Below are 952 nucleotides of genomic sequence, written 5' to 3'. Positions count from 1 at the left end.
CCGCGCAGCCGCAGGACGGCAGCGACGGCGGCGCCCTGCCCGCGCTGGGCGACACCAGCGACCGCGTCGCCGACAGCATCGGCACCCTCACCCATCTGGTCCGCAGTGCGCTACTGCCGGCTGCCGCGGCCGCCAAGGAACAACCGCAGGTGACCGCGCACCGCAGCGGGTGAACGCGCCATCGCCTCACCCTGGCCGTGCGGTCGCTGCTGCAGAGGGCCACGCGGCCTTGCCCCGCGCCGTGCCACGCACTCACCTCCCGTCGTCCCACACGCTCTAGACTCTCGACCTGCTTCCCGGAACCCAATGCCGATGAACGAGATCCTGTCCCGCCAGCACGCCATCGCCCTCGACGCCGCCGATCCGCTGCGGGCCCTGCGCCAGGAGTTCCTGTTCCCGCAACACCAGGGCGCCGACCAGGCCTACTTCGTCGGCAACTCGCTGGGCCTGCAACCGCGCAGCGCGCGCGCCGCGGTGCAGGAGGTGCTGGACAAGTGGTCGTCGCTGGCGGTGGAAGGCCATTTCAACGGCGACACCCAGTGGATGACCTACCACGAGCTGCTGGCCGCGCCGCTGGCGCGCCTGGTCGGCGCGCACCCGCACGAAGTGGTGGCGATGAACACGCTGACGGTGAACCTGCACCTGCTCATGGTCAGCTTCTACCGACCCACCCGCGAGCGCCCCGCGATCCTGATCGAGGCCGGCGCGTTCCCGTCCGACCAGCATGCGGTGGCCTCGCAGATCCGTTTCCACGGCTTCGACCCGGCCACCGACCTGATCGAAGTGCAGCCCGACGGCGCCGATGGCACCGTGTCGCTGGCGGCGATCGAGCGCGCCATCGCCGAGCACGGCCCGCGCCTGGCGCTGGTGCTGTGGCCGGGCGTGCAGTACCGCACCGGCCAGGCCTTCGACCTGGCCGCGGTGGCGCGGCTGGCGCGCGCGGCCGGCGCCG

At 72.7% G+C, this 952-nt stretch carries 1 pseudogene; it reads left to right on the top strand.

Annotation, left to right across the window (positions count from 1 at the left end):
• Positions 1 to 312 precede the first annotated feature (312 nt).
• Positions 313 to 952: pseudogene (locus tag D183_RS0116435) on the top strand (kynureninase); the annotation flags it as partial.

The organism is Xanthomonas sp. SHU 199 (assembly GCF_000364665.1).
GTDB classification, from domain to species: Bacteria; Pseudomonadota; Gammaproteobacteria; order Xanthomonadales; family Xanthomonadaceae; genus Xanthomonas_A; species Xanthomonas_A sontii.
Note: the sequence above shows the minus strand (reverse complement) of the source record. Positions and strands in the feature narration are given on the sequence as shown.